Origin of the sequence: Streptomyces sp. NBC_01669 (assembly GCF_026339735.1) — a bacterium.
Taxonomy (GTDB): domain Bacteria; phylum Actinomycetota; class Actinomycetes; order Streptomycetales; family Streptomycetaceae; genus Streptomyces; species Streptomyces yanii.
Window position 1 is genome coordinate 2,374,253 of the sequence record NZ_JAPEQG010000001.1, and the last position, 20,354, is coordinate 2,394,606.

The 20,354-nt window shown below is 71.0% G+C and carries 18 protein-coding genes and 1 pseudogene; 11 read left to right on the forward strand and 8 right to left on the reverse strand.

Annotation, left to right across the window (positions count from 1 at the left end):
* The first annotated feature begins 1 nt into the window (after nucleotide 1).
* The 5 genes from OG972_RS10390 (at nucleotide 2) to OG972_RS10410 (ending at nucleotide 7,465) form a co-directional block, all read left to right on the forward strand.
* Nucleotides 2-943, forward strand: a complete 942-nt coding sequence (locus tag OG972_RS10390; protein WP_266980357.1) for a carbohydrate ABC transporter permease — start codon at nucleotides 2-4, stop codon at nucleotides 941-943.
* A gap of 63 nt (nucleotides 944-1,006) precedes the next feature.
* On the forward strand, nucleotides 1,007-2,338 hold the full coding sequence (locus OG972_RS10395) for an ABC transporter substrate-binding protein (protein ID WP_266980359.1): 1,332 nt from the start codon (nucleotides 1,007-1,009) through the stop codon (nucleotides 2,336-2,338).
* A 73-nt stretch (nucleotides 2,339-2,411) separates the two neighbouring features.
* Nucleotides 2,412-4,499, forward strand: a complete 2,088-nt coding sequence (locus OG972_RS10400; protein ID WP_266980361.1) for a beta-galactosidase — start codon at nucleotides 2,412-2,414, stop codon at nucleotides 4,497-4,499.
* A gap of 80 nt (nucleotides 4,500-4,579) precedes the next feature.
* A complete protein-coding gene (locus OG972_RS10405; RefSeq protein ID WP_266980363.1) occupies nucleotides 4,580-5,785 on the forward strand; it encodes a sugar MFS transporter in 1,206 nt (401 codons plus the stop codon).
* Between the two features lie 399 nt (nucleotides 5,786-6,184).
* The gene (locus OG972_RS10410) at nucleotides 6,185-7,465 is read left to right on the forward strand and encodes a DUF6056 family protein (RefSeq protein ID WP_323135862.1); all 1,281 of its coding nucleotides are present in this window, start codon (nucleotides 6,185-6,187) and stop codon (nucleotides 7,463-7,465) included.
* Here OG972_RS10410 and OG972_RS10415 read toward each other — a convergent pair.
* Complete coding sequence (locus OG972_RS10415) at nucleotides 7,440-8,570, reverse strand: PP2C family protein-serine/threonine phosphatase (RefSeq protein ID WP_266980365.1); 1,131 nt, start codon at nucleotides 8,568-8,570, stop codon at nucleotides 7,440-7,442. The two genes, OG972_RS10410 and OG972_RS10415, sit on opposite strands and share 26 nt — an antisense overlap.
* A gap of 156 nt (nucleotides 8,571-8,726) precedes the next feature.
* Here OG972_RS10415 and OG972_RS10420 point away from each other — a divergent pair, with 156 nt between their 5' ends.
* Nucleotides 8,727-9,227 (forward strand): DUF6069 family protein, encoded by a 501-nt coding sequence (locus tag OG972_RS10420; protein ID WP_266980367.1) that lies wholly within the window; start codon nucleotides 8,727-8,729, stop codon nucleotides 9,225-9,227.
* Between the two features lie 97 nt (nucleotides 9,228-9,324).
* On the opposite strand, the gene mnhG is transcribed toward OG972_RS10420, so the two are convergent.
* The 3 genes and pseudogenes from mnhG to OG972_RS10435 form a co-directional block, all read right to left on the reverse strand.
* On the reverse strand, nucleotides 9,325-9,678 hold the full coding sequence (gene mnhG, locus OG972_RS10425) for a monovalent cation/H(+) antiporter subunit G (RefSeq protein ID WP_266980369.1): 354 nt from the start codon (nucleotides 9,676-9,678) through the stop codon (nucleotides 9,325-9,327).
* A complete protein-coding gene (locus tag OG972_RS10430; protein ID WP_266980371.1) occupies nucleotides 9,675-9,992 on the reverse strand; it encodes a monovalent cation/H+ antiporter complex subunit F in 318 nt (105 codons plus the stop codon). Before OG972_RS10430 ends, mnhG begins: the two co-directional genes overlap by 4 nt.
* An 8-nt stretch (nucleotides 9,993-10,000) precedes the next feature.
* Nucleotides 10,001-10,501: pseudogene (locus tag OG972_RS10435) on the reverse strand (Na+/H+ antiporter subunit E); the annotation flags it as partial.
* On the opposite strand from OG972_RS10435, the gene OG972_RS10440 reads away from it, so the two are divergent.
* The gene (locus OG972_RS10440; RefSeq protein ID WP_266980373.1) at nucleotides 10,502-11,635 is read left to right on the forward strand and encodes an FAD-dependent monooxygenase; all 1,134 of its coding nucleotides are present in this window, start codon (nucleotides 10,502-10,504) and stop codon (nucleotides 11,633-11,635) included. It abuts the pseudogene before it with no gap.
* Nucleotides 11,636-11,683: 48 nt separating this feature from the next.
* Here OG972_RS10440 and OG972_RS10445 read toward each other — a convergent pair whose 3' ends face one another.
* Entirely contained in the window at nucleotides 11,684-12,085 is a 402-nt protein-coding gene (locus OG972_RS10445; protein WP_266980375.1) for a RidA family protein, read from the reverse strand.
* Nucleotides 12,082-13,275 (reverse strand): acyl-CoA dehydrogenase family protein, encoded by a 1,194-nt coding sequence (locus OG972_RS10450; protein ID WP_266980377.1) that lies wholly within the window; start codon nucleotides 13,273-13,275, stop codon nucleotides 12,082-12,084. Before OG972_RS10450 ends, OG972_RS10445 begins: the two co-directional genes overlap by 4 nt.
* A gap of 88 nt (nucleotides 13,276-13,363) precedes the next feature.
* Here OG972_RS10450 and OG972_RS10455 point away from each other — a divergent pair, with 88 nt between their 5' ends.
* The 4 genes from OG972_RS10455 to OG972_RS10470 are packed head-to-tail and all read left to right on the forward strand — an operon-like array spanning nucleotide 13,364 to nucleotide 17,159.
* The gene (locus tag OG972_RS10455; protein ID WP_266980379.1) at nucleotides 13,364-14,995 is read left to right on the forward strand and encodes an AMP-binding protein; all 1,632 of its coding nucleotides are present in this window, start codon (nucleotides 13,364-13,366) and stop codon (nucleotides 14,993-14,995) included.
* 4 nt (nucleotides 14,996-14,999) lie between these two features.
* Nucleotides 15,000-15,827 carry a PaaX family transcriptional regulator C-terminal domain-containing protein gene (locus OG972_RS10460; RefSeq protein WP_266980381.1) on the forward strand — a complete coding sequence of 276 codons (828 nt, stop codon included), beginning with the start codon at nucleotides 15,000-15,002 and terminating at the stop codon, nucleotides 15,825-15,827.
* A 40-nt stretch (nucleotides 15,828-15,867) separates the two neighbouring features.
* Nucleotides 15,868-16,704, forward strand: a complete 837-nt coding sequence (locus OG972_RS10465) for a GNAT family N-acetyltransferase (RefSeq protein ID WP_266980383.1) — start codon at nucleotides 15,868-15,870, stop codon at nucleotides 16,702-16,704.
* Nucleotides 16,701-17,159, forward strand: coding sequence for a hypothetical protein (locus tag OG972_RS10470; protein WP_266980385.1), 459 nt, complete (start codon nucleotides 16,701-16,703; stop codon nucleotides 17,157-17,159). The genes OG972_RS10465 and OG972_RS10470 overlap by 4 nt, the downstream gene beginning before the upstream one ends.
* Here the strand turns inward: OG972_RS10470 and OG972_RS10475 are convergent.
* Together OG972_RS10475 and OG972_RS10480 are read right to left on the reverse strand one after the other, a co-directional pair.
* Nucleotides 17,146-19,428 carry a bifunctional salicylyl-CoA 5-hydroxylase/oxidoreductase gene (locus tag OG972_RS10475; protein WP_266980387.1) on the reverse strand — a complete coding sequence of 761 codons (2,283 nt, stop codon included), beginning with the start codon at nucleotides 19,426-19,428 and terminating at the stop codon, nucleotides 17,146-17,148. The two genes, OG972_RS10470 and OG972_RS10475, sit on opposite strands and share 14 nt — an antisense overlap.
* A gap of 4 nt (nucleotides 19,429-19,432) precedes the next feature.
* A complete protein-coding gene (locus tag OG972_RS10480) occupies nucleotides 19,433-20,260 on the reverse strand; it encodes an enoyl-CoA hydratase family protein (protein WP_266980389.1) in 828 nt (275 codons plus the stop codon).
* Nucleotides 20,261-20,354 lie beyond the last annotated feature (94 nt).

Below are 20,354 nucleotides of genomic sequence, written 5' to 3' on the forward strand. Positions count from 1 at the left end.
GATGGGAGCCTCCGCACCGACCGCCGCCCCTCTGTCGGAGGGCCTCCGCCCGCGCCGGGCCTCCGCATTGCGCACGCCGCACGCGAAGTCCATGGGCAGACGGCCCCGGCGCAGCGTCCTGCTCACCGTGCTCACCGGCCTGATGCTGGTCTACGCACTGGTGCCGCTCGTCTGGCTCGCCATCAATGCCACCAAGACCCAGCAGGGACTGCTCCATTCGTTCGGCCTGTGGTTCGACGCCGATTTCGCGCTGTGGAGCAATATCGGCGACACCTTGACGTACGACGACGGCGTCTTCGTCCGGTGGCTGCTGAACACACTGCTCTACGTGGTGGCGGGCGCGGGCGGAGCGACGTTTCTCGCCGTGCTCGGCGGCTACGCACTCGCCAAGTTCGACTTCCCGGGCAAGCGTGCGATCTTCGCCGTGGTCATCGGTGCGGTGGCGGTCCCCGGCACGGCACTGGCCGTCCCGACGTTCCTGATGTTCAGCCAGATGGGGCTGACCAATACGCCCTGGGCCGTGATCATCCCCTCGCTGATCTCCCCGTTCGGCCTCTATCTCATGTGGGTCTTCGCCGCCGACGCGATCCCCGTGGAGCTGCTGGAGGCTGCGCGCATCGACGGTGCGAGCGAGCTGCGCACCTTCTTCACCGTGAGCCTCCCCCTGCTCGCCCCGGGCATTGTCACGGTGCTCCTTTTCACCATGGTCGCCACCTGGAACAACTACTTCCTGCCGCTGATCATGATCAAGGATCCGGACTGGTACCCGCTCACGCTGGGCCTGAGCTCCTGGAACGACCAGGCGTCCACCGCGGGCGGTGAACCCGTCTTCAACCTCGTGATCACCGGATCGCTCCTCACCATCGTCCCGCTGATCGCCGCATTCCTGCTTCTCCAGCGGCACTGGCAGTCGGGACTGGCCGCCGGAAGCGTCAAGGAGTGAACCGCACCACCGACTTCCCTCTCGTTCCCGGCTGTTCACTGACAACGAAGTGAGATGACACAGATGATCAAGAAAGCACGCCGTACCGCGAGAGCCGCTGGAGTGGCCTGCGTGCTCACGCTCGCACTCGGTCTGACGGCCTGCGGTTCCTCCGACTCCGGCACCGACGGCGCGGGCGACCCGCAGGCAGCGCTCGAAAAGGGCGGCACGATCACGGTCTGGGCGTGGGAGCCCACCCTGAAGCAGGTGGCCAAGGACTTCGAGGCCGAGCACCCCAAGGTCAAGGTCAAGCTGGTCAACGCGGGTACCGGCGACGACCAGTACAAAGCGCTCCAGAACGCGATCTCGGCCGGTTCCGGCGTGCCGGACGTCGCCCAGATCGAGTACTACGCGCTGGGTCAGTTCTCGCTGGCCAAGTCCCTCACCGACCTGTCGGGTCGCGGCGCGGGCAAGCTGGCGAGCAGCTACTCGCCCGGCCCGTGGAACGCGGTCGAGGACGGCGGCAAGGTCTACGCGCTGCCGATGGACTCCGGCCCGATGGCGCTCTTCTACAACAAGGACGTCTTCGACAAGCACCACATCAAGGTGCCGGCCACGTGGGACGAGTACGTCGAAGCGGCCCGGAAGCTGCACAAGGCCGATCCGCACGCCTACATCGCCAACGACACCGGCGACGCCGGTTTCACCACCAGTCTGATCTGGCAGGCCGGCGGACGCCCCTACGGTGTCAAGGGCACGGACGTGTCCATCGACTTCTCCGACGCGGGGACCACCACCTACACCAAGACCTGGCAGAAGCTCCTCGACGACGACCTGCTGGCGCCGGTCAGCAGCTGGAGCGACGAGTGGTACAAGGGCCTGTCGGACGGCACCATCGCCACCCTTGCCACCGGCGCCTGGATGCCGGCCAACCTGGTGTCGGGTGCACCCGACGCCGCCGGGTCCTGGCGGGCCGCTCCGCTGCCCCAGTGGAAGGCTGGTGACCCGGCGAGCGCCGAGAACGGCGGCAGTTCGCTGGCCATCCCCGAGAAGAGCGGCAAGAAGGACCTCGCGTACGCCTTCCTGGAGTACGCCGACGCCGGTGCCGGTGTGAAGTCCCGCATCAAGAACGGCGCGTTCCCGGCCACCACGGCCGACCTCAAGTCCAAGGAGTTCCTGGACGCCACGTTCGACTACTTCGGCGGGCAGCAGGCCAACAAGGTCTTCGCCGAGTCGGCGGCCAATGTCGCGGACGACTGGTCGTACCTGCCGTTCCAGGCGTACGCGAACTCCATCTTCAACGACAAGGTGGGCAAGGCGTACTCCTCGGGCACCCGGCTGGCCGACGGGCTTACCCAGTGGCAGGACGCCTCCCGCACGTACGGCACCGAACAGGGCTTCAACGTCGGCAAGTGACGTCGGCCGCACCGGCGGCGGTTGGCAGCCGAGCTGCCAACCGCCGCCCGCCCCCATCCTTACAAGGAGCACGATGACCCCCGCCCCCTCGCCCCGCTGGCTGCGCTGGCCGGCCGGCACCCCCACACAGCGGTTCGCGTACGGCGCCGACTACAACCCGGAACAGTGGCCGCGCGAGGTGTGGCACGAAGACATCCGGCTGATGCGCGACGCGGGTGTCAACATCGTGTCGCTGGCCATCTTCTCCTGGGCGCGCATCCAACCGGGCCCGGACGTATGGGACTTCGAGTGGCTCGACGAGATCATGGACCTGCTGCACGGAGGCGGCATAGCAGTTGACCTGGCCACCGCGACCGCTTCTCCACCGCCGTGGCTGACCACGCTGCACCCGGAGATCCTGCCGGTCAACGAGGTCGGCGAGACCGTCTGGCCAGGTGCCCGCCAGCACTGGCGGCCCACGTCGCCGGTGTTCCGGGAGTACGCGCTGAAGATGGCCGCCGCCATGGCCGAGCGCTACGCCGGCCATCCCGCACTGGCGGCCTGGCACATCTCCAACGAACTGGGCTGCCACAACATCTACGACTACTCCGACGACGCGGCCCGCGCCTTCAGGACCTGGCTGACCGCGCGGTACGGCACCCTCGATGCGCTCAACTTCGCCTGGGGTACGTCGTTCTGGTCCCAGCGCTACTCCGGCTGGGACCAGATACTGCCGCCCCGGCTGGCCGCCTCGCACCCCAACCCGACCCAGCAGATCGACTTCAAACGGTTCTCCTCCGACGCCCTCAAGGACTATCTGCGGGCCGAACGTGACCTGCTGTCCCGGATCACCCCGGACGTGCCGGTGACCACCAACTTCATGGTGATGGGCGAAACCAAGGGCATGCACTACGCCGACTGGGCCGCCGAGGTGGACTTCGTCTCCAACGACCACTACCTCCACCCGGGACCGCAGGGCCTGGACGAACTGTCCTTCTCCGCCAACCTCACCGGCAACATCGCGGGCGGACACCCGTGGTTCCTGATGGAGCACTCCACCAGCGCGGTCAACTGGCAGGACGTCAACGCCGCCAAGCGGGACGGTGCACTGGCCCGCGACTCGCTGCTCCATGTGGCCCACGGAGCGGACGCGGTCTGCTTCTTCCAGTGGCGCCAGTCGGCAGCGGGCGCCGAGAAGTACCACTCGGCCATGGTTCCGCACGCCGGGGCCGACAGCGACGTGTTCCGTGCCGCGGCCGGTCTCGGCAGCCTGCTGGGCGAACTGCGCGAGGTCGTCGGGTCGTCGCGGCTGCCCGCCCGCGCCGCGATCCTCTTCGACTGGGAGTCGTGGTGGGGCGCCGAGCTGGACTCCCACCCGACTTCCCGGCTGCGCTACCGGCAGGAGGCACTCGACTGGTACTCGGCGTTCCTCGGACTCGGGGTGCGGGCCGACGTCATCCACCAGGGCGCCGCACTCGACGGCTACGACCTGGTGGTCGCACCGACCCTCTACATGGTGCCGCGCACCCTCGCCAAGGAGCTGACGAACTACGTCGAGGGCGGTGGCCACCTGGTGACCACCTACTTCTCGGGTGTCGTCGACGAGAACGACCACGTCTGGCTGGGGGGTTACCCGGGCGCGCTGCGCGAGCTGCTCGGCATCAGGATCGAGGAGTTCGCGCCGCTGCCCGACGGACAGAGCGTCGCACTCGACAACGGCTGTGCCGGAACGCTGTGGACCGACCGGATCACCGTCACCGACCCGGCCGTCGAGGTGCTGTCCTCCTACCGCACGGGCGACCTGGCCGGCCGACCCGCCCTCACCCGGCGCCGCGTGGGCCGGGGCTCGGCCACCCATGTGTCCACCCGGCTGGGCGTGGAGGGCCTTCCGGACGTCCTGTCGCATCTGCTCGGGGAAGCGGATGTGTCCAGCGAACTGCCGGAAGCGGTACGGGGCCGGGTCGAGCTGGTGGTCCGCGGCTCCGGCACCGCCGCGTACTGGTTCCTGGTCAACCGCACGGACGAGCCGGTGGAACTGAATGCGCTGACAGGTGAGTTGCTCGCCGGAACGGCCGGCGGCCCTCCCCCTGGTCCGGTGGCGCGAGTCGTTCTGGAGCCCCGCGGCGTGGTCGTCGTACGCAAACCCGGCAGCGCCCCTGTCCCGGAGAGGGAACTCCCGTGACCCGCCACGGATAACGAGCCCGGACAACGCGGGAACCGCACCGCCCGGACCCTGTCCAACGCCGCACCGTGGGAGTCGACATGGCCGACCGCACAGCACGACAACACAGCCCGGCCGCACCCGAAGCCGCCGATACACCGGTCTTCAGCGGCGTCGCCGTGGTGGCGTCCTGCGTGGGCTTCGTCCTCATCGGTGCGCTCCAGGCCCTTTACGGGCCCGCCATCCCGGCGTTGCGCGAGAGATTCGACCTCACCCCGTCGGCTGCCGGGCTCGCCCTGAGCGCACACTTCGTGGGTGGAGTGACCGGCGTCCTGCTGTTCGGGCCGTTGAACGGACGGATCGGCAACCGCCGGACCCTCGGCGGCTCGTATCTGCTGATGGCCGTCGGCGCCGCGGGTTTCGCGGTGGCGCCGGACTGGCCGGTGGCGCTGGCCATGGCGCTGCTGGCCGGTCTCGGCTTCGGTGGGGTCGACTACGGGCTCAACCAGCTCTTCGCGACCGGCTTCGGCCGCCGCTCCACCGCCATGCTGAACATCCTCAACGCCCATTTCGGTGTGGGTGCCGTCCTCGGCCCCGCAGTGATCGGCGCGGTGGGCTCCGAGCACTACGCGGCCGTTTTCCTCGGCTTCGCGCTGGCCGCACTGCCGCTGCTGCTGTGCCTGGGCGGTGTGCGGGACACCGGCGCGCCGGAGACGGATGGCCACCCCGCACCACCGGTGGCCACCGGTGCCCGGATCCGCAACCGCAGCCTGGGCACCGTACTCGCCGCCTTTGTGGTGTTGTACGTCCTTCATGTCGGCATCGAGGCGGGCGTCGGCGGCTGGGAGCCCACCCATCTGCAGACGGTCGGCTTCGGCGCGGGGGTCGCGGCCACCGCCACGTCCGTCTACTGGCTGATGATGACGGCCGGCCGATTCCTGGTGGCACCGCTCGCACTGCGCTTCTCCGCCCCTTCCCTCATCGCTGTGTCCTGCGCAGGCATGACGGTCTGCCTGTTGCTGTCCTCGATACCGGAGTTCGCGCCGTACGCGTACGCGGGCGTCGGCCTGTTCATCGCGCCGATCTTCCCGACCGGTCTGCCCTGGCTCAACAGGGCGGCGCCGCAGGCCCGTCGAGCCGGGGCGATGGTGATCGCCGCCTCGATGGCGGGCGGTGTCGCCGCGGGCCCTGTGCTCGGCATGACCATCGAATGGTCGGGGATCCGCACGGTGCCGCTGCTGCTCGGCGCCGCCTCCGCGCTCTGCCTGCTGGCGACGCTGTGGCTGACCCGCGTCACTCGGCAGTAGTCCGCGAAGGAAGCGGCCGGGGGCAGAGCCTCGACGCCGCGACGGATTCCAGCGTCCGCCATTCGAGTGAAGGTGCGTCGGCTCTGCGTGTACGAAGACCGGGCCGCCCGCCTCCCCGTATCAGATAGCGGCAATGACCACGGTTCGAGAAGCACGATGACGGCCCCCGGCCCGGCGCGGGAGGCGGCCCCCGGTGCCTCACGGACAGGCCTTCCGCAGCAGCCGCGCGAACGGGTACGGACAGCACCCGGCAGGACGGCGAACACCCGTCCCGTGCCGGCGTGGAGGACACTCTGGCCGGCTGCGCTCTGTCTCCTGCCACTCGGTCTGCTCGGGGCGGCGGCGTGGTACGGGCGGTGGGTCCGGCCCGGGGCGGACGAGTGGTGCTTTCTTCCCGTCGTGCGGGACGAGGGGCTCCCTGGAATCGTCGGGAAGTTCTATCTCGGGGACAACGGGCGGATCGCGAACGCCGTTCTGGTCTGGGCGTACGGGACGTTCGGCGTGGCGGGGCACCAGTGGTTCGGGCTGGTCAGCGGTGTGGTCACGCTGGGGATCCTGTGGGCGGTGACCGTATCGGCGCTGCGCCGGGGCGGTCTGACGGCGCCACGCGGAGTCCCCTTGCTCGTGGCGTCGATGGTGACGGCCGTCTTTCTGTTCGCGACACCCAACACGTACAAGACGTTCTACTGGCCCGCGTCGTCCGTCTCGCACACCATGGCGCCGGTTCTGGCCTGTGCCGCGGCCGTTCCGCTGCTCCGGGCCCGGTCGCGCAGGGGGAGGCGCTGCGCGCTGGTCACCGTTTTCGCGACGGGTCTGTGCATGGGGACACTGTCGGAGGAGGCGTCCGTCGTCGTGCTCGTCGTCCTGTCGGCCGTTCTGCTGATCCTCGCCGGGCGGCACCGTGCCGGTGTGCGGCGGTGGTGCCTGGCGGGCATGGCGGGGACCTTGACCGGGACGCTCGTGCTCTACACGTCGCCGGGCGCGAGGATCCGGCGGGAGCGATTCGACACGGACGGACTGTCCTTCCTCGCTCCCGACTCGCTTCTCGGGTCCCTGCGCGGCTTCGGGCACATCCTGGGAACGCTCCTCACCACGTGGGCCTATCTGGGGGCGGTCGCGGCGGGGGTCCTGCTGGGGCTGCTCATCAGGGGGCCCGGTGGGCGGCGTGTGGTCCTGCCGGGGCGCTGGCCGCTACTGTCCTGCGCCGGTGTCCTCGCGTTCCTGGTCTCCGGCTATCTCTGCACGGTCGTCGCGTATCCCGCCTTCGGCGCGAGCGTGATGACCTCCTCGCGGATCTGGAACGACTACCTGCTGCTGTACGTCGCGGTGCTCGTCGGGGCCGGCGCGCTGGTGGGACTCGCCCTGGGTCTGCGCGTGCGGCGCACCGGTGCGGTGCAGGCGGCCGGCGCGGGTGTGTGTGCCGTCGTGTGCCTCGCGCTCGCCGTCCCGCTGGGTCAGCTCGAACGTGACATGCGCGTCCGGGCGGTGAAGTGGGACCGCCAGGACCGGTGGATGCGCGCGCGTGCGGCGGAGGGCGACCGGGTTCTCCCGTACAAGCCGCTGTCGGTCGGCGGCATGGTGGAACCGTTCCGTCAGCACGGGCGGAAGGTCTGGCCGGCCACATGCGTCGCCGACTACTACCACCTGGAGCGGATCACCTACTCGCTACGGCTCCCCTGACCGGGCCGGACGCCTTCGTGATCGCGATCAGGACGGCGTCGTCACCCAGGTGCCCACCGGCGTGCCGCAACAGGTCGGTCCGGAGATGCTCGACGAGGGCGTCGGGGCCGGTGCCCTCCCACGTGGCGAGCCGGTCGGCGAGCGGGTAGAAGATGCCGCTGCGGTCGCGTGCCTCGATGACGCCGTCGGTGTAGAGGAGCAGCAGATCGCCGGGGCGGAAGCCGAAGGTCTCGACCTCGTACTCGTTCGCCGACACGATGCCGAACCCCAGCGGGAGCGCGGGCTCCCTGACCTCCAGCGTCTGTACCCGGCCGTCGCGGAGCAGCAGCGGAGGGGGATGCCCGCAGTTCACCAGCCGGACGCAGTGGTCGTCCTCGTTGACATCCAGGACCAGCGCGGTCACGAACGATTCGTCGTACTCCGGGTCCGCCTCGGCGAGCTGGGCCATGTTCCAGTACGAGGCGTTGGCGATGTGCGCCACGGCTCCGGGCAGCGAAAGGTTCTCGTACGCCGCCCCGCGGAACGCCCCCACCACCACCGCGGCGTCGTCGACGGCGGGCAGGCCGCTGCCGCGGACGTCGCCGACCACCAGGCGGGTGCCGCCCGGGGCGGGCACCGCGGCGTACAGGTCACCGCCGATCTGGGCCTCCTCCTCCGCCGCGATGTACACGGACGCGATGCTCAATGGGCCGATCCGGTGGGGCAGCGGGTGCAGCAGGACCTGTTGTGCGATGACGGCCACCGAACGCACCCGGTCCAGTTGCTGCTCGTGGCGGTCGAGGGCATGGCGGAAGACCACCAGGAAGACGGAGATCACGACGACGGCGGCGATCTGGGCCTCGTGGTTCGGTGTCCCGACGCCGCCGTGCAGAGCCGCTATGGCGACCTGGGCCGCCACGGCCAGTGCTCCGACGACGGCCGTCAGGCCGGGGCCGGCGAAGGAGGCGGTGATCGCGGGCGCGGCGACGAGGAACGGGCCGAGGTGGATGGACTCCGGGGTGTTGAGGTCGATCAGCGCGATGGTTGCTATGACGGCGATCGGCACGGCGAGCAGTCCCTGGCTCAGCCGCCGGGACGGGGTGAGGCGGTTGTCTCTGTGCCGCACGCGCATGTCTTCTGCTTACACCCCTGTCGACCGGTCCGCGCCCCGTGGATGTCAGGGGATCCTCAGGTGCGTCACCCGCACGGACCGCGTGCGTTCGCCGGCTCCGGGCGCCCGGTCCACGATCGGGGTCCGTGTACCGAGGGGAGAAAAACGATCGTGGACGCATGGAACTCGCAGAACAGCTACGGGCAGCCGCAGCAGCGGACCGGATACCTCCGCCCGAAACCGCCCCGGCTCCGTGTCGACGCGGCGCGGCTGTGGGCGGGCGGTGCCATGACCGCCGTCGTCGCCGCGCTCACCGCCGTCGTCGGGGTGCTCCTCGTCCGCGGGGTCCTGGACGTGCCCCTCTTCGCGCCGGAGAGCGCCGGAGCGATGGGCGACGCCTCGACGGGGCTGCTGGCCGCCGGGGCCGCGCTGGCGGCGCTGGCGGGGACGGCGTTGCTGCATCTGCTGATCGTCGCGACGTCGCAGCCGGGCCCGTTCTTCGTCTGCATCGTCGTCCTCGCCACTGCCGTCATGGTGCTGCTGCCCTTCACCACATCGGTCCCCGTGGACGCCAAGATCGGCTCGGCGGCCGTCTGTCTCGCCGTCGGGACCGCGATCGGTTTTCTGCTGTCCGCCGCCGGCCGCAGCTCGGTACGACGCTCCCCCTACTGACGGCCGGCCGGGTCCGGGGCGTTCGGGGCGCACCGTCTCGGCGCGGGCCGCGTCCGTACGAGGTGTCACTCCCGCCGACCGGGACCCTCCGGAGCTGTCATTTCTCCTCGGTCAGCTGGGCGTCGAGTTCGTCGAAGAGCAGCTCGCCGTGGTCGATCTGGCCGGTCCGGTACGCGGAGCGCGCCACCATGTGCGCGGCGACCGGTCCGGTCATCATCTGGAAGAACCCGATGAGTGCGAGCGTGGCGAGGTCCATGCCGCTGCGCAGTCGCAGCGCGACCCCGGCGAGGACCAGCAGCATGCCGAGGCTCTGCGGCTTCGTCGCGGCGTGGCTGCGCGACAGGACGTCCGGCAGCCGCAGCATGCCGATCACTCCGAGCAGACAGACGGCGGCGCCGATGAGGATCAGGACCGCGCCGGTCGTGTCGACGATCTGGAGCCAGACGTTCACTTGCCTCCTTCATTCTGCTGTCGCGTTTTCTTCGGCCGGTCGCGTACGGCGATGAAACGGGCGATGCCCACCGATCCGGTGAACCCGAGGAAGGCGAGCACCAGCATGATCGGGAAGTAGAAGGGGTCGCGGGCGAAGGCGGACTTGGCGCCGAGCCCCGCGATGATGAGGGCGGCGCAGACATCCAGCGAGATCGCGCGGTCCAGCATCGAGGGGCCGCGCCAGACACGGGTGAGGAGCCCCACTCCGGCGATGACGATCAGCACGACGGCGGCGGTGAGGAGCGCCCGGTCGACGGTCTCGGGGACGCTCATGAGGTCGTTCATGCGGCAGGGGGCTGTGGCGTCGGCGGGGGTGGCTCGGCGGCGCGGGCGATCTCGTCGCGGGTGCCGAATGCCCGTACGGTCAGCTCCTCCAGCCGCCAGACCGAGCGCCGGGCCGCATCGAGCGCGGCGGGCCGGTCGGCGTCGAGGACGTGCAGGAAGACAGTGGCCGTGGCGCGGCGCACCTCGACGACCGATCCACCGGGCACGTTCGACACGGCGACGGCGGTCGCCGCGAGCATCAGGTCGGAGCGGCAGCGCAGCGGTACGGCGATGACAGCGGCCCGGTGCGGATGGTCGACGAAGATCTGCCGGGTGACCTTCACGCCCGAGGTGTACATGTCGTAGAGCAGATAGCCGACGAGCAACACGATGCCCCAGGGGTGCAGCCGGAGTCCCAGGTCGACGCGGGGCAGCGGGAAGGCCAGGCAGACGGCCACCGCGACGAGCACGCCCATCAGTACATTGGCCCAGTTCAGGCTGGACCAGAGCAGTACCCAATGGCATCACCCCTGCACGTCCTGATTCACGGCGGCGGCATCGGCGGACTCACCCTCGCCACCGCCCTCGCCCGGCGCGGTCACACCGTCGAGGTGGCCGAGCTCCGCGACGAGCTGGAGGCCCTCGGTGTCGGCATCATCCAGCCGTCCAACGCCCTGCACGTCATGCGGGAGATCGGGGTGCTCGACGACTGCCTGAAGGCGGGGTTCGAGTGGGAGATCCTGACCATCTCCGACCCGGCCGGGGGGACGGTCGCCCGGATACCGCAGCCCCGGATGGGCGACACCCCGTCCAACAACGGCATCCCGCGTCCCGCACTGGCCCAGGTGCTCGGCGCCGCCGCCACGGCGGCCGGGGCGACGATCCGCTTCGGTACGACGATCACGGAGCTGGCCGACGACGGCTCCGGTGTGGACGTCACGCTCTCCGACGGCTCCACCGGCCGCTGGGACCTGGTGGTCGGCTTCGACGGGATCGGCTCGCCGCTGCGGACGCGGCTGTACGGCGACCGCTACACCCCCGAGTACACCGGATTCGCCAACTGGCGTGTGACGGTGCCCCGTCAGCCGCAGGTGCAGGGTGTGGTGATGGGCGCCGCGGGCAAGGACGCCAAGGCGCTGCTCACCCCGATCACGGACGAACTGATGTACCTGGGGGCGGTGTTCGCCGAGGCGGAGGACTTCCGGCCGGACCCGGAGCGGGCGCATGAGCAGCTCGCGGAGCGGCTCTCCGCGTTCTCCGGGCCGGTCGCCGAGGCGCTCGCCACGGTCACCGACCCGGCTGCCGTGGTGTATTCGCGGATCTCCCAGGTGACGGTCGAGGAGCCGTGGCACGTCGGCCGGGTGGCCCTGGCCGGTGACGCCGCGCACGCCAGCACCCCGCACATCGCGCAGGGTGCGGCGATGGCTGTCGAGGACGCGGCCGTGCTCGCCGAGTCCCTGGACGGCGAGGCCGATGTGCCCGCCGCCCTCGCCGCCTGGGAGGGGCGCCGCCGGCCCCGGGCCATGTGGGTGCAGTCCATGTCGCGTGCCGTGCTCAAGCAGGAGATGGGCGCCGCGACGACGCCCGAGGAGGACGAGCTGCTGAAGGTCGGCATCCCGGGTGCGGCGCATGTGCTGGTGCAGCCGTACTGATGCGCCTGCCGTGCGGGCGTGGCGCCACGTCACGCCCGCACGGTGTGTTCACGGCAGTACGGCGATGCCGTCGAGCTCGACGAGTGCCTGTTCGTCCCAGAGCCTCGCCGCCCCGATGACTGCCATCGCCGGGTAGTCGCGGCCGGCCAGCCGTTTCCAGATCCGGCCGAGTTCGGGGGCGTGGGCGCGGTAGTCGGCGACATCCGTGGCGTAGACGGTCACCCGCGCCAGGTCGGCCGGGGAGCCCCCGGCCGCACGCAGCGCGGTGAGCAGATTGGTCAGGGCCGTCGCGAACTGCTCGGGCAGCGTGGCGCCGATGACCTTGCCGTCCCGGTCGAGGGCGGTCTGCCCGGCCAGGAGGACCAGGCGGCTGCCGGTGGCCGTGACGGCGTGCGAGAAGCCCGTGGGCGGGGACAGTTCGGCGGGGTTGATCCGGTGGATCGGGCTCATACGGGCGGCTCCTGATTCACGGTCGGCGTCCGGTGCGAATCCGGCGTCCGATGCGCGGGCCCCGTCGCTGTCTCCGTCGCCGCCGCGTACAGCTCCTTGGCGATGATCGTGCGCTGGACCTCGCTGGCGCCCTCGTAGATCCGCGGGGCACGCACCTCCCGGTAGAGGTGTTCGAGCAGATGGCCGCGGCGCAGTGCGCGGGCGCCGTGCAGCTGGACCGCCGCGTCGACGACGTACTGCGCCGCCTCGGTGGCGTACAGCTTCGCCATCGCCGCCCGGCCCGGTACGCCGGGCTCCCCCGCGTCGTACGCCGCCGCGGCCGCGTAGACGAGAAGCCGGGCGGCCTCCGTGCGGGTGGCCATCTCGGCGACCTGGTGGGAGACGGCCTGCAGCTCCTTCAGCGGACCACCGAACGCGGTGCGTTGCGCGGTGTGGGCGAGGGTCGCGTCGAGGGCGGCGCGGGCCATGCCGACGGCGAACGCGCCGACGCTGGGACGGAACAGATTGAGGGTGTTCATGGCGACCCCGAAGCCGCGGTCCGGTTCGCCGAGCACATCGTCGGGCGTGACCGGAACCCCGTCGAGAGCGAGGGCGCCGATCGGGTGCGGGGAGAGCATGTCGAGGGCGGTGCCGGTCAGTCCCGGGCGGTCGGCAGGGACCAGGAACGCGGTCACGCCGCGGGCTCCGGCGCCTGGTGTCGTACGGGCGAAGACGGTGTAGAAGTCGGCCTCGGGGGCGTTGGAGATCCAGCGCTTCTCACCGGTCAGCCGCCAGCCGTCCGGGGCTCGCTCGGCCGCCAGGGCGAGCGCAGCGGCGTCGGAGCCGGCGCCGGGCTCACTCAGTGCGAAGGCGGCGACGGCACGCCCGGCCCGCACCTCGGGAAGCCAGCGCGCCCGGTGGGCCGGGGTACCCGCCTGGACCAACGGGTACGTGCCGAGTCCCTGGAGGGCCAGCGCGGTCTCGGCCTCCGTGCAGCCGCGGGCGAGGGACTCCCGCAGCAGGCAGAGGTCGAGGGCGCCGGAGGAGAAAAGGCGGTCGAGCAGGCCGAGTTCGCCGAGAGCGGCGATCAGCGGGCGGTTGACGTGCCCCGGTTCGCCCTTCTCGGCGAGGGGGCGCAGCTCCTGTTCGGCCAGGGCGCGCAGCTCTTCGCACCAGGCGGTCTGTGCCGGATCGAGTGAGAATGCCGTCATACCGGCGCCTCCCCTGTCCCCTATCGCGAACTATTGACTACCGTCATTCAAACGATACGCTCCAAGGGCGACAAGGGGGCGATCCGTTATGGACCCGAAGACCTCAGCGCACCTCGACACCTTTGCCCGGGAACATCTGCCACCACCGGACCAGTGGCCGGAACTGGTCTTCGACCTCCCCGAGCTGAACTACCCGGACCGGCTGAACTGTGCCGCCGAGCTCCTCGACGGCACGGTCGCCCGCTTCGGTCCCGACCGCCCCGCCTTCCATACGCCCCAGGGATCAGTCTGGAGCTACGGGGAGCTCCAGGACCGGGTCGACCGGATCGCCCATGTCCTGACCGCCGATCTGGGAGTCGTTCCCGGCAACCGGGTTCTGCTCCGCGGCCCCACCACGCCCCACCTCGCCGCCTGCTGGCTGGCCGTGCTGAAGGCGGGCGCGATCGCGGTGACCGTACTGGCCCAGCAGCGGGCCCAGGAGCTCGCCACGATCTGTTCGATGGCCCAGGTCGGTCATGCGCTGTGCGACGTCCGGTCGGTCGACGACCTGGTGAAGGCGGGGGTACCGGGGCTGCGGATCACGGTGTACGGAGGTGACGGCCCCGACGATCTGCTGCACCTGGCCGAGGGGCGGCCGGGACCCTACCGCGCTGTGGACACGGCCGCGGACGATGTCGCGCTGATCGCGTTCACCTCGGGCACCACCGGACGTCCCAAGGGCTGCATGCACTTCCACCGCGACGTGCTGGCCATCGCCGACACCTTCTCCCGCCACGTCCTGCAGCCCTGTCCCGACGACGTGTTCGCGGGCAGTCCGCCGCTCGGCTTCACCTTCGGACTCGGCGGTCTGGTGGTCTTCCCGCTGCGGGCCGGGGGGTCGGCTCTGCTGCTGGAACAGGCCGGTCCGAGGCAGCTGCTGCCCGCGCTGGCCGCCCACCGCGTCTCGGTCCTGTTCACCGCACCGACCGCCTACCGCGTGATGCTCAACCACCTCGACAAGCACGATCTCGCCGCGCTGCGGCGCTGCGTGTCGGCGGGCGAGAACCTGCCCGTGGCGACCTGGCAGTCCTGGTACGAGCGGACCGGCCTGCGCATCATCAACGGCATAGGCGCCACCGAACTGCTGCACATCTTCATCTCCGCCGCCGACGACGTGATCCGCCCCGGCACCACCGGGGTTCCCGTGCCCGGCTGGGAGGCGCGCGTGCTGGACCGGGACGGCCGCGCGGTGCCCGACGGGGAGCCGGGGCTGCTCGCCGTCCGCGGCCCGGTCGGCTGCCGCTATCTCGCCGACATCCGCCAGTCGGAGTACGTACAGCACGGCTGGAACCTCACCGGCGACACGTACACGCGTGACAGCGACGGCTACTTCCACTACGTCGCGCGAGCCGACGACATGATCATCTCCTCCGGGTACAACATCGCGGGTCCCGAGGTCGAGGACGCCCTGCTGCGCCATCCCGAGGTCGCCGAGGTGGCGGTGGTCGGGCATCCGGACGAGCTGCGCGGGCAGATCGTGGTGGCGTACGTGGTGCTGCGCGAGGGCGGCGAAGCGTCGGCCGACGAGCTGCGCACACACATGAAGAACGAACTCGCCCCCCACAAATGCCCGCGGGTCATCGAATTCGTGCCGGCGCTCCCCCGGACCGCCACCGGCAAACTGCAGCGGTTCCGGCTGCGGAGCGACGGAGACCGGACCGGCGGACGGGACCTAGAGTGATCACGTGGCCGAGCAGCACACTCCCAGATCCCTGATCGTCACCCTCTACGGCGCGTACGGTCGCGCCCCCGGCAATGCACCGCTGCCGGTGGCCGAACTGATCCGGCTGCTGTCCGTCCTCGGTGTCGACCCCCCGTCCGTACGCTCCTCCGTCTCCCGGCTGAAGCGGCGCGGGCTGCTCGTCCCCGCGCGTACCGTGAGCGGTGCGGCCGGGTACGCGCTGTCGTCCGACGCCCGCCAGCTGCTGGACGACGGCGACCGGCGGATCTATGCGCACCCGTCGCCGCCGCTCCAGGACGGCTGGGTGCTCGCCGTCTTCTCCGTACCGGAAGCGGAACGGCACAAGCGGCACCTGCTGCGCTCGCGGCTGGCCCGGCTCGGCTTCGGCACGGCGGCGCCCGGGGTGTGGATCGCACCCGCCGCGCTGTACGACGAGACTCGGCACACGCTGGAGCGGCTGGAACTCGCCCCGTATGTGGACCTGTTCCGCGGGGAACACCTCGGCTTCGCCGCGACGCGCGAGTCCGTGGCGCGCTGGTGGGACCTCGACGCGATCGCCCGGCTCCACGTGGGCTTCCTGGAGCAGCACGAACCGGTGCTGCGGGCCTGGGAGTCACGCACCGGCGCCCCCGATCCCGAGACCGCCTACCGCGACTATCTGGCGGCCCTGGACTCGTGGCGGCAGCTGCCGTACGCCGATCCGGGTCTGCCGGAGGAACTGTTGCCGAAGGAGTGGCCCGGGGGCCGGTCGGCGGAGGTGTTCGGACTGCTGCACGCCCGGCTGCGGGACGCGGGGGCGGAGTTCGTACGGGGCGGGCCGGGCGGCTCGTAAAACGCGTGCACGGCAAGGACCCGACTGGCCATCATGGACCATGACCTGGACCTTCACTGACGATGCCGATGTGTTCCTGAACGCGGCCGGTGCGTGGCTGGCCGGTCGGCCCGCCGAGAACACCCTGGTGCTGACCATCGCCGCGACGCTGCGCAGCAGCGGCGCTCAGGCGTACGGCGACGGCGCCCCGGTGCTGGGCTGGTGGCGCGGGCCGGACGGTGAGGTGGCGGGGACCCTGGTGCAGACCCCGCCGCACCCACCCCTGCTCGGCGTCGTTGCCCCGGAGGCTGTCGGTCCGCTGACCACCGCGTTCCCGCTGACCACTGTCAACGCGGACCGGGCCACGGCCGACGCGCTGGCCGCCGAGTGGCCCGGCCACCGGGTCGACAAGGAGCAACGACTTTACCGACTGGGCGAGTTGATCCCACCCTCACCCGCGCCGCCGGGCGGCCCCAGGTCCGCGACGACCGCCGACCGGCCTCTCCTGGTTGCCTGGCATCGTGCGTTCGCCGCAGACGTCGGCCAGCCGAACGCGCGCGCCGAGCGAATGGTGGACGAGCGGACGGCGGCCGGCAGGCTGACGCTCTGGGAGACCGGCGGGGTCCCGGTGTCGATGGCCGGTGTCTCCTTGCAGGTCGCGGCTTCGGTACGGGTGGCGCCCGTGTACACACCGCCGGAGCACCGGGGCCGCGGGTATGCGGCGGCGGTGACGGCCGAGGTCAGCCGGGCGGCGCGGGAGGCGGGCTCGGACGAGGTGGTGCTGTTCACGGACCTCGCCAATCCGACCAGCAACGGCGTGTATCAGCGGATCGGGTTCCGGCCCGTCTCGGACCGGCTGCTGATCAGTGCACAGGGCACCGGCACGGAGGAGAGATGACAGAGTCCGGTGAGGTCCGGGAGCCGCTCTGGCTGATCGCCGCGAATGTGGTGCGCTTCCGGCGGTACGGGGAGGGCGGTCAGGAACTACGGCCCGGCACCAAGTCGTTCCGGGGCGGTTCGAAGGTGTACGTGATCGGTGGCTACGGCGGCATGGCGTACGAGGGAGTGACGGTCATCGGTCGGGGTCGGCATACCGGCGCCTGCATCACGATCGATATGGCCACCCGCAATCTGCACTCCTTCCGGCCGGCCCTGGTCCGCAGCCCCGCGGTTCTCCGCCGGTACGACGAGGCCCCGAGCGGGTGGTACGGGGGCGAGACCCGAGAGGTGTCGGAGGCGATGGCCACCGTGCTGGCGGACGTGGCACTCGCCGAGAGAACCGAGCACTGGCGCGGCTCCCCGCATCCGGATCCGTGCCGGTGCCACGAGTGCCTCACGCTCATCCCAGGGTGAGCCGCGGCTTCGGTGCGTCCGTGCGGCCGGTCGGGGGTGTGCGGCTGCCCGCGCGGTACGGGAGCGGCCAGGGGGCGCCCGGTCCTGCGTAACCCTGTTCGGCCGCCGCGTGCAGGGTCCAGTGCGGGTCGTAGAGGTGCGGGCGGGCCAGGGCGCAGAGGTCGGCGCGGCCTGCCAGCAGCAGGGAGTTGACGTCGTCCCAGGAGGAGATCGCGCCGACCGCGATGACGGGCACGACCAGGGTGTTGCGGATCCGGTCGGCGTACGGGGTCTGGTACGAGCGGCCGTACTCGGGGCGTTCGTCCGGGACGACCTGGCCGGTGGAGACGTCGATGGCGTCGGCGCCGTGCGCGACGAACGCGCGGGCGATCTCGACGGCGTCCTCGGCCGTCGTGCCGCCGTCTGCCCAGTCGGTGGCGGAGATCCGGACGGTCATGGGCCGGTCGTCGGGCCACTCGGCGCGGACCGCGTCGAAGACTTCGAGGGGGAAGCGCAGTCGGTTCGACAGCGGTCCGCCGTAGGTGTCGGTGCGTCGGTTGGTGAGCGGCGAGAGGAAGCCGGAGAGCAGGTAGCCGTGCGCGCAGTGGAGTTCGAGGAGGTCGAAGTCGCAGGTGACGGCGTGCCGGGCGGCTGCGGCGAACTGGGCGCGGATGACCTCGAGTCCGGCCCGGTCCAGGGCGTGCGGGACCTGGTTGACTCCTTCCGCGTACGGGATCGAGGAGGCGGCGGACAGAGGCCAGTTGCCCGCGTCGAGCGGCTGGTCGATGCCGTCCCACATCAGCTTGGTGGAGCCCTTGCGGCCGGAGTGGCCGAGCTGGATGCCGATCGCCGTGCCGGGCGCCGAGGTGTGGACGAAGTCGGTGATCCGGGTCCAGGCGGCCGCCTGTGCGGGGGTGTAGAGGCCGGCGCAGCCGGGGGTGATGCGGCCCTCGGCGCTGACGCACACCATCTCGGTCATGACGAGCCCGGCGCCGCCGAGCGCGCGGGCGCCCAGGTGGACGAGGTGGAAGTCGCCGGGAACGCCGTCGACCGCCGAGTACATGTCCATCGGCGAGACGATGACACGGTTGCGGAGTTCGAGTCCGCGCAGCCGCAAGGGGGTGAACATCGGCGGGGTGTCCGGGGCGCAGCCGAACTCCTCCTCGACGGCCGCGGTGAATCCGGCGTCGCGCAGCCGCAGGTTGTCGTGGGTGACGCGGCGGCTGCGGGTGAGGAGGTTGAAGGCGAACTGGCGGGGCGCCTGGTCGACGTACGTACCGAGCTCCTCGAACCAGCGCAGGCTGGCCGCGGCGGCGCGCTGGGTCGATTCGACGACGGGGCGGCGCTCGGCCTCGTACGCGAGGAGGGCGGCGGGCAGGTCGGGCTCTTCCTCGATGCATGCGGCCAGCGCGAGGGCGTCCTCGACGGCGAGTTTCGTGCCGGAGCCGATGGAGAAGTGGGCGGTGTGGGCGGCGTCGCCGATGAGGACGGTGTTGGCGTGCGACCAGCGGGCGTTGACGACGGTACGGAAGGTGAGCCAGGAGGAGTTGTTGGAACGCAGCGGGCGGCCGCCGAGGACATCGGCGAAGATCTTGGCGCAGCGTTCCGTCGAGGCTGCGGCGTCCATCGTGTCGAGCCCGGCCGCGCGCCAGACCTCCTCGCGCATTTCGACGATGACGGTGGAGGCACCGGCCGAGAAGGGGTAGGCATGCAGCTGCATCACGCCGTGTTCGGTCTCGGCGATCTCGAAGCGGAAGGCGTCGAGGGCGAAGTCGGCGGCGAGCCAGATGTAGCGGTTGCGGTGGGCGGTGAGGGTGGGCCGGAAGGTGTCGGCGTACGCCTCGCGGGTGGCGCTGTGCACCCCGTCGGCGGCAATCACCAGATCGTGCGTCGCGGCGAGTTCGGCGGCGGGCGGGGCCTCTTCGCGAAAGCGGAGCCGTACCCCCAGCGACTGGCAGCGCTCATGAAGGATCTCCAGGAGCCGTCGGCGGCCCAGCGCCGCGAAGCCGTGGCCGCCGGATGTCTGGGTCCGGCCGCGGTGGACGATGTCGATGTCGTCCCAGCGCACGAACTCGGCCTGGAGCGCCCGGTACACCACGGGGTCGGCGTGCTCGATGCCACCGAGCGTCTCGTCGGAGAGGACGACGCCGAAGCCGAACGTGTCGTCCGGGGCGTTGCGCTCCCAGACGGTGATGGAGCGCTCCGGGTCCAGGCGCTTGAGGAGCGCCGCGGCGTAGAGTCCGCCGGGACCGCCGCCGATGACCGCGATCCGCCTCGTGCCGTGCCGCATCGCGTTACCTGCCCTGCCATTTCGGCGGCCGCTTCTCCGTGAACGCGGCGTGGAACTCGGCGTAGTCGTCGCCGTGCATCAGCAGCGCCTGGGTGGCGGCGTCCATCTCGACGGCGGCGGCGAGCGGCATGTCGAGTTCGGCGGTGAGCAGCGCCTTGGTCTGGGCGAGGGCGAGGGCGGGTCCTTCGGCGAGGCGGTGTGCGAGCGCCGCGGCGCGTGCGTCGGCCTGCCCCTCCTCGGTCAGCTCACTGATCAGCCCGATCCGTTCCGCCTCGGGTGCGCGGACCTGCTCGCCGAGCATCAGCAGCCGGGTGGCATGGCCGAGACCGACGACGCGCGGCAGCAGATACGCAGCTCCCATGTCGCCGCCGGAGAGTCCGACCCGGGTGAAGAGGAAGGCGAACCGTGCGGACGGGTCGGCGACACGGAAGTCGGCGGCCAGCGCGAGGACGGCACCGGCGCCCGCGGCCACCCCGTGGACGGCTGCGATGACGGGGAAGGGGCACTCACGCAGCGCCCGTACGACCTGTCCGGTCATGCGGTTGAAGTCGAGCAGCTGCGCGGTGTCCATCGCCAGGGTGGCGCCGATGATCTCGTCGACATCGCCGCCGGAGCAGAAGCCGCGCCCCTCGCCGGCCAGCACGAGGGCGCGCACGGAGCGTTCTCGGGACAGCTCGGCAAGGAGATCGCGCAGATCGGCATAGGCGCCGAAGGTGAGCGCATTGAGTTTCTCGGGGCGGGCCAGGGTGACGGTGGCGACGCCGTCGTCCGTCGTCAGCCGCAGATGGCGCCAGTGCTCCGTGCGCGGCGCGGAGCTGGGAAACGGGCTCATGGAGGGTGGTCCCCTTCAGCCGTCGGGCTGCTACCTGCTCTCGAATTTATCACTCATCCGTGACTCCCGTCACGAGTACGCAATAAGGCGACGG

What these genes read in the sequence shown, in the direction of transcription:
- OG972_RS10390 (WP_266980357.1), top strand. Translation starts at nt 2, where the DNA reads ATGGGAGCCTCCGCACCGACCGCCGCCCCTCTGTCGGAGGGCCTCCGC.
- OG972_RS10395 (WP_266980359.1), top strand. Translation starts at nt 1,007, where the DNA reads ATGATCAAGAAAGCACGCCGTACCGCGAGAGCCGCTGGAGTGGCCTGC.
- OG972_RS10400 (WP_266980361.1), top strand. Translation starts at nt 2,412, where the DNA reads ATGACCCCCGCCCCCTCGCCCCGCTGGCTGCGCTGGCCGGCCGGCACC.
- OG972_RS10405 (WP_266980363.1), top strand. Translation starts at nt 4,580, where the DNA reads ATGGCCGACCGCACAGCACGACAACACAGCCCGGCCGCACCCGAAGCC.
- OG972_RS10430 (WP_266980371.1), bottom strand. Translation starts at nt 9,992, where the DNA reads ATGAGCGTCCCCGAGACCGTCGACCGGGCGCTCCTCACCGCCGCCGTC.
- OG972_RS10440 (WP_266980373.1), top strand. Translation starts at nt 10,502, where the DNA reads ATGGCATCACCCCTGCACGTCCTGATTCACGGCGGCGGCATCGGCGGA.
- OG972_RS10445 (WP_266980375.1), bottom strand. Translation starts at nt 12,085, where the DNA reads ATGAGCCCGATCCACCGGATCAACCCCGCCGAACTGTCCCCGCCCACG.
- OG972_RS10450 (WP_266980377.1), bottom strand. Translation starts at nt 13,275, where the DNA reads ATGACGGCATTCTCACTCGATCCGGCACAGACCGCCTGGTGCGAAGAG.
- OG972_RS10455 (WP_266980379.1), top strand. Translation starts at nt 13,364, where the DNA reads ATGGACCCGAAGACCTCAGCGCACCTCGACACCTTTGCCCGGGAACAT.
- OG972_RS10465 (WP_266980383.1), top strand. Translation starts at nt 15,868, where the DNA reads ATGACCTGGACCTTCACTGACGATGCCGATGTGTTCCTGAACGCGGCC.
- OG972_RS10470 (WP_266980385.1), top strand. Translation starts at nt 16,701, where the DNA reads ATGACAGAGTCCGGTGAGGTCCGGGAGCCGCTCTGGCTGATCGCCGCG.
- OG972_RS10475 (WP_266980387.1), bottom strand. Translation starts at nt 19,428, where the DNA reads ATGCGGCACGGCACGAGGCGGATCGCGGTCATCGGCGGCGGTCCCGGC.
- OG972_RS10480 (WP_266980389.1), bottom strand. Translation starts at nt 20,260, where the DNA reads ATGAGCCCGTTTCCCAGCTCCGCGCCGCGCACGGAGCACTGGCGCCAT.